A 5,406-nucleotide genomic window follows, 5' to 3' on the forward strand; every position below is an offset into this window, starting at 1 on the left:
TACTGCCGAGCTGCACCGGGGTCGGCTCTGGATGGCCGTACGCATCAGTGTGCGCCTTGTTGAGTATTTCCATGGTCTGGTAGTTTATTTTACCCGCTTCCAGGGCCAGGTTGACAGTGGCCATCAGGTCGAGGCTGTCGTCGAGCAACGCGGCCAGCGCCTTGTGGGTATAGGCGTAGATCTCGTCCGACTCGCAGCCGAGGATCTTGGCGTGATCTGCATAAGCAGCGTAGCCCTTGATGCCATAGGTGATGATCTCACGCACCGAGTGAATGTCGTCATCGACCGTGTAGCTTTTCACGCCGTGCAACTGGCCGAGCTTGATCCGCTCGTCATAGCCGGCTGGCAGAGCCCAGTCCTGAGCTGCGTGAGGAATGGTGCCTTCCACATTACCGGCGAGCTGCTTGGCCTTGCCACGCAGGCGCACTGCATCATCGATCAACTTGGAAATCTCCGCGCCATCGAAATCGACATTAGTTACGGTCGCGAACAGACCATCGATCATGAAGCGATCGATCTCCTGATCCTTCTTACCCAACTCGCGCGCCTTGTTGGCCCAAAAGGCGATCCCTTTCAGGGAGTAAATCAGCAGATCCTGCAACGCCGCCACATCCGGCTTCTTGCCACAGACACCGACCACTGAGCAGCCACCGTTGGCTGCTTGCTCACACTGATAACAGAACATTGACATATTCGTAGTCTCCTTTGCTTGAAGGTTTGTTTTCGGATTTTTCCCTAATCCGAGAAAATCGAAAATACCCATTTCATTAATCCTTCGTGTCCTTACTATCGAATACAAGTTGCTATGCGAATTGTTTCAACCGATGGCGCGAGAATAGCGGAGGTAGGAAAGCAAAAACATGACCTGAGTCAAAAAGTGATACTTTCTGGTAAATTCAATTTTTTTTCCTGTTTGCATCACTGAATTGGGATTCGTCTGATAGACTCAAAACTACTTGTCGACTTCTTTCAAAGGGGGGAACAATGGATCTCAATCTGAAGGGGAAAGTTGCCCTGATAGCAGCTTCCAGCAGAGGGTTGGGAAAAGCGATTGCTGCAGAGCTGGCTGCTGAAGGCGCAGAGGTGATGCTGACCAGCCGTAACCGGGAACATCTGAAGAATGTTCAGCAGGAAATACTGCCAACGGCCCGAGGAAAGGTTGAGTTCTTCCCTTGTGATATTACCAACGACGATGAGATTAATGCCCTGTTCAAAGCAACTCGGCAACGCCTCGGCAACCTTGATATCCTGATCAACAACGCCGGCGGTCCTCCCGGAGGTGGTTTTGAACAGATCGATGACACGGCCTGGCAGGCAGCCTTCGAACTAAACCTGCTCAGCTACGTACGCCTAATCCGCGCCGCTCTGCCGGACCTAAAACAGGGTGGTGGACGAATCATCAATATTACTTCCTCTTCGATCAAGCAACCAATCCCCGGGCTGGTGCTTTCCAACGCATTCCGTATGGGGGTACTCGGCCTGGCAAAAAGCCTGGCTGATGAACTGGCCCCTTTCAACATTCTGGTGACGACCGTTGCGCCGGGGCGGATCGGCACCGACCGGACCGACTACCTCGACCAGCTCAAGGCTGACCAACGGGGGATCGACAAGCAGCAGGTGGTCAATGAATCGTTACAGAATATTCCACTGCGGCGCTACGGTGACCCGGTGGAGTTCGCGAGGGCGGTCTGCTTTCTCGCCTCTGACGCCAGTTCGTACATGACCGGCAGCACTCTGCTGGTCGACGGGGGGATGGTCAGAGGATATTGACAACAGAACCAAGACCAATCCGGTAACATTTTCGGTCGATAGCTTGCAAGTCGCCTCTACTCAAGTAGAGTTATCAGATCGACTCTTCGCACAGATTTGAATACCCTTACTCGCAGAGGATCTTCTATCATCCGAAACGGGCAGTTAAGATTCCATTTCTATCACATCTTTATGTTGAGGAGGAAAAGATGACCTTGAAACATGGCTGCATCCGTACAACTGTCCTGCTGGCAACAATGATCTTCCTACTCGCCCCCCTCACCATCGCCCAAGCCGCAGAGGAGCGCAACTACCTGATGGCGACCGCCACCACTGGTGGCACCTATTACCCGGTAGGAGTCGCCCTCTCCACCCTAGTCAAAGTCAAGCTTCAACCGACGCAGAAGATCGGCATGTCGGCAATCAGCTCGGCCGGCTCCGGCGAGAACATCAAGCTGCTACGGGACAACGAGGTGCAGTTCGCAATCCTGCAGGGTCTTTACGGTTCCTACGCCTGGAACGGCACCGGTCCGATCAAGGCTGATGGCCCACAGAAGAACCTGCGCTCGGTGACCATGCTCTGGCAGAACGTCGAGCACTTTGCCATCAACAGCAAGTTCGCCAAAACAGGCACCATCACTGACATGGTGGCAATGAAAGGGGAAACAATCTCCCTCGGCAAGAAAAATTCCGGAACGCTGGGGTCTAACACCGTGCTGTTGGAGAACCTGGGAGCCAACGTTGAAAATGACTACCACCTGATCTACGTCGGTTACGGGCCCTCTGCAGATGCCATGCAGAACGGCCAGGCGGCCGGAATGAGCATCCCCGCAGGGGTACCGGCGGGCGCTATTACCAAAGCGATGGCCAACATGGGTAAAGAGATAACCGTCCTCGATTTCACCGATGAGCAACTGGCCAAGGCCGATGGTGGCCTGGATCTCTGGACCCGCTACGTGATCCCGGCCGAAACCTATCCGGGGCAAAGTAAAGAGATCAACACCATCGCTCAACCGAACTTCCTTTCAGTCCGCGCGGATGTCGATGAGGACGCCGTCTACCAAATCACTAAGACGATCTACGAAAACCTACCTTTTTTGAAGGCCATCCATGGTGCCACCAAGGCGATGGCGCTCGAAAAAGCGATCGCCGGTCTGCCGATGCCCCTCCATCCCGGCGCTGTCAAGTACTACCAGGAGGCCGGAATCAAGATCCCGTCCCGCCTGCTGATTCAGTAAGCATGGTTTATGCGGCCGCTCCCGAGAGCGGCCGCTGCACTCGGTTTTTCTCCATGGAGTCCCTGCATGACTGATCTGCCCACCGATCCCGAAACCATCGTCCCGACCAGCCGCCTGCTCATCGTTCTCGGCGTTGCCGTGTCGCTGATGCACATCTGGTTCAACGTGGTAACCGTACTCTCCTCACTGTGGCAGAACTCGCTGCATTTTGCCGGCTTTGTTTTGATGGCCGCGCTGGTTTACCCACTGCGCAAGGAAGGGGGACTACCATGGAAAGTGTTCGATATGCTGCTCGGCGTACTTGCGGCCAGTTCAGCAATCTACCTGATCGCCATGGAGGATGCCATCTATGCGCGAGGGGTACGCCTGCTGCCGATGGAGTGGGTTGCCGGGATCATATTGCTGCTGTGCGCCCTGGAGTTCACCCGTCGTGTCGCGGGCTGGTTCATCCCGATGCTAATCCTAGTCGCCCTCTCTTATGTCGGCTGGTGGGGCGGGAAAATCAGCGGTGTGTTCAAGTTTGCCGGGTTGTCGCCGGAAACCATCCTGTTCCGCAGCATCTACGGTGACGATGCGCTGTTCGGCACCATCGCTAGCATCTCCTCGAGCTACGTGTTCATGTTCATCCTGTTCGGTGCCTTCCTGCTCCGTTCCGGCGCCGGCGAGTTCGTCATCGATCTGGCGCGCGCCGTGGCCGGGCGAATGGTCGGCGGCCCGGGATTGGTCGCTGTCATGGCCTCGGGATTGATGGGCACCATTTCCGGTTCCGCGGTGGCAAACACTGCCTCAACCGGCGTGATCACCATTCCGCTGATGAAGCGGGCGGGCTTCCCAGCCAAGTTCGCCGCCGGGGTCGAATCGGCCGCTTCAACCGGTGGCCAGCTGATGCCACCGATCATGGGCGCCGGTGCCTTCGTCATGGCCACTTACACACAGATTTCTTATAACACCATCGTGCTGGTGAGCACCCTACCAGCAATCCTCTACTTTGCCGCGGTCGGTTTCTTCGTCCGAATCGAGGCGAAGCGCAGCCACGTCACTGCGCTCGACAACGAGTCGGTCTCGGCGCTGGATGTGTTCAAGCGGGGTGGCATCGTTTTCCTTCTGCCGATTGCGGTCCTCATCGGACTGCTGATTTACGGTTTTACCCCAACCTACGCGGCTGGGTTTAGCATTATCGCGGTGGTGGTTGCCTCCTGGTTCTCCGCCAACAAGATGGGACTAAAGTCGATCATCGAGGCGCTGGCGCTGGGCGCGCAGAACATGGTGATGACTGCCATTTTGCTCTGCTCAGTCGGCCTGATCGTCAACGTCATCTCCACCGCCGGCATCGGCAACACCTTCTCACTGATGATCAACGAGTGGGCCGGCCACAACATGGTGATCGCCATCCTGCTGATTGCCCTGGCATCGCTGGTACTCGGCATGGGGTTGCCGGTTACGGCCGCTTACATCGTCCTCGGCACCCTGTCGGCCCCAGCACTGCATGCACTGATCGCCGACGGTTTCCTGGTCGATGCCCTGATGAATGGGCAAATTCCAGAGACGGCTAAAGCGCTCTTCATGCTCGCCGCACCCGAGCACTTGGCTGAGATCGGTAATCCGATGAGCCAGCATTTGGCACGCACGATTGTCGATGCCGTACCGGTCGATATGGCCGGAATGGTACGCGAAGCGGTCCTGAGCGAGCATACCCTGACCTATGCACTGCTGTCTGCACACCTGATCATCTTCTGGCTCAGTCAGGATTCCAACGTCACTCCTCCAGTCGCACTGGCCGCCTTCACCGGTGCAGCCATCGCCGGCACCAAACCGATGGAAACCGGCTTTCAAGCCTGGAAACTGGCCAAGGGGCTATACGTGATTCCGCTATTGTTCGCCTATACCGACTTCATCGGCGGATCTTGGGCCGGCGACTTCACGATCTTCTTCTTCGCTTTCTTCGGTCTGTACGCGTTTGCCGCCGGGCTGGAAAACTTCATGGAGGCAAAACTCAGCTGGCCGTTGCGTCTGCTGTCCCTTGCCTGTGCGGTGGCTCTGCTTTGGCCAGCTCCGATCTGGGTTCACATCGGTGGCCTCGTCGTGCTGATTTCCCTGTTTGTGCACAGTTTTATCAGTTCACGCCGGGAATCTTCGGCTAGCCCGAGCTAAAAACCTGTGACAGAACAGCCCTGAAGTTGCTTTTTTCCGTTTCAGAACGGCAAAGAAAAAGAGCCACCGCCGCAAACCAACAATTGCATCTTCCTCATTTCGAGGCACTATTAAAATAAAGAGAAAGATCCGGTTCGCTAACCGTATTGGGGGAAGTCATGAAACTGTTGAGCTATCTGGTGCTAATCGTGCTGCTGAATCTGCTGGTCGCCTGTGCCAGTTTCCGCAGTGAAAATCCGCTGAATCTCAAGTGCCCAGATTGCGGATA

At 55.9% G+C, this 5,406-nt stretch carries 3 protein-coding genes and 1 pseudogene; 3 read left to right on the forward strand and 1 reads right to left on the reverse strand.

The genetic code is table 11. The annotated features are described in order from the left end of the window. Positions 1-691: pseudogene (locus Q7J88_RS14255) on the reverse strand (hydroxylamine reductase); the annotation flags it as partial. Positions 692-984: 293 nt separating this feature from the next. Here Q7J88_RS14255 and Q7J88_RS14260 point away from each other — a divergent pair. From Q7J88_RS14260 to Q7J88_RS14270, 3 genes are all read left to right on the forward strand, one after another. Beyond that, entirely contained in the window at positions 985-1,770 is a 786-nt protein-coding gene (locus Q7J88_RS14260; protein WP_303722905.1) for an SDR family oxidoreductase, read from the forward strand. 188 nt (positions 1,771-1,958) lie between these two features. Further along, positions 1,959-2,987, forward strand: a complete 1,029-nt coding sequence (locus Q7J88_RS14265) for a TAXI family TRAP transporter solute-binding subunit (RefSeq protein WP_303722906.1) — start codon at positions 1,959-1,961, stop codon at positions 2,985-2,987. A 66-nt stretch (positions 2,988-3,053) separates the two neighbouring features. Beyond that, on the forward strand, positions 3,054-5,138 hold the full coding sequence (locus tag Q7J88_RS14270) for a TRAP transporter fused permease subunit (RefSeq protein ID WP_303722907.1): 2,085 nt from the start codon (positions 3,054-3,056) through the stop codon (positions 5,136-5,138). Positions 5,139-5,406: the final 268 nt, after the last annotated feature.

This window comes from Malonomonas rubra, from assembly GCF_003247215.1.
Classification (GTDB): domain Bacteria; phylum Desulfobacterota; class Desulfuromonadia; order Desulfuromonadales; family Geopsychrobacteraceae; genus Malonomonas; species Malonomonas rubra_A.

What these genes read in the sequence shown, in the direction of transcription:
- Q7J88_RS14260 (WP_303722905.1), top strand. Translation starts at nt 985, where the DNA reads ATGGATCTCAATCTGAAGGGGAAAGTTGCCCTGATAGCAGCTTCCAGC.
- Q7J88_RS14265 (WP_303722906.1), top strand. Translation starts at nt 1,959, where the DNA reads ATGACCTTGAAACATGGCTGCATCCGTACAACTGTCCTGCTGGCAACA.
- Q7J88_RS14270 (WP_303722907.1), top strand. Translation starts at nt 3,054, where the DNA reads ATGACTGATCTGCCCACCGATCCCGAAACCATCGTCCCGACCAGCCGC.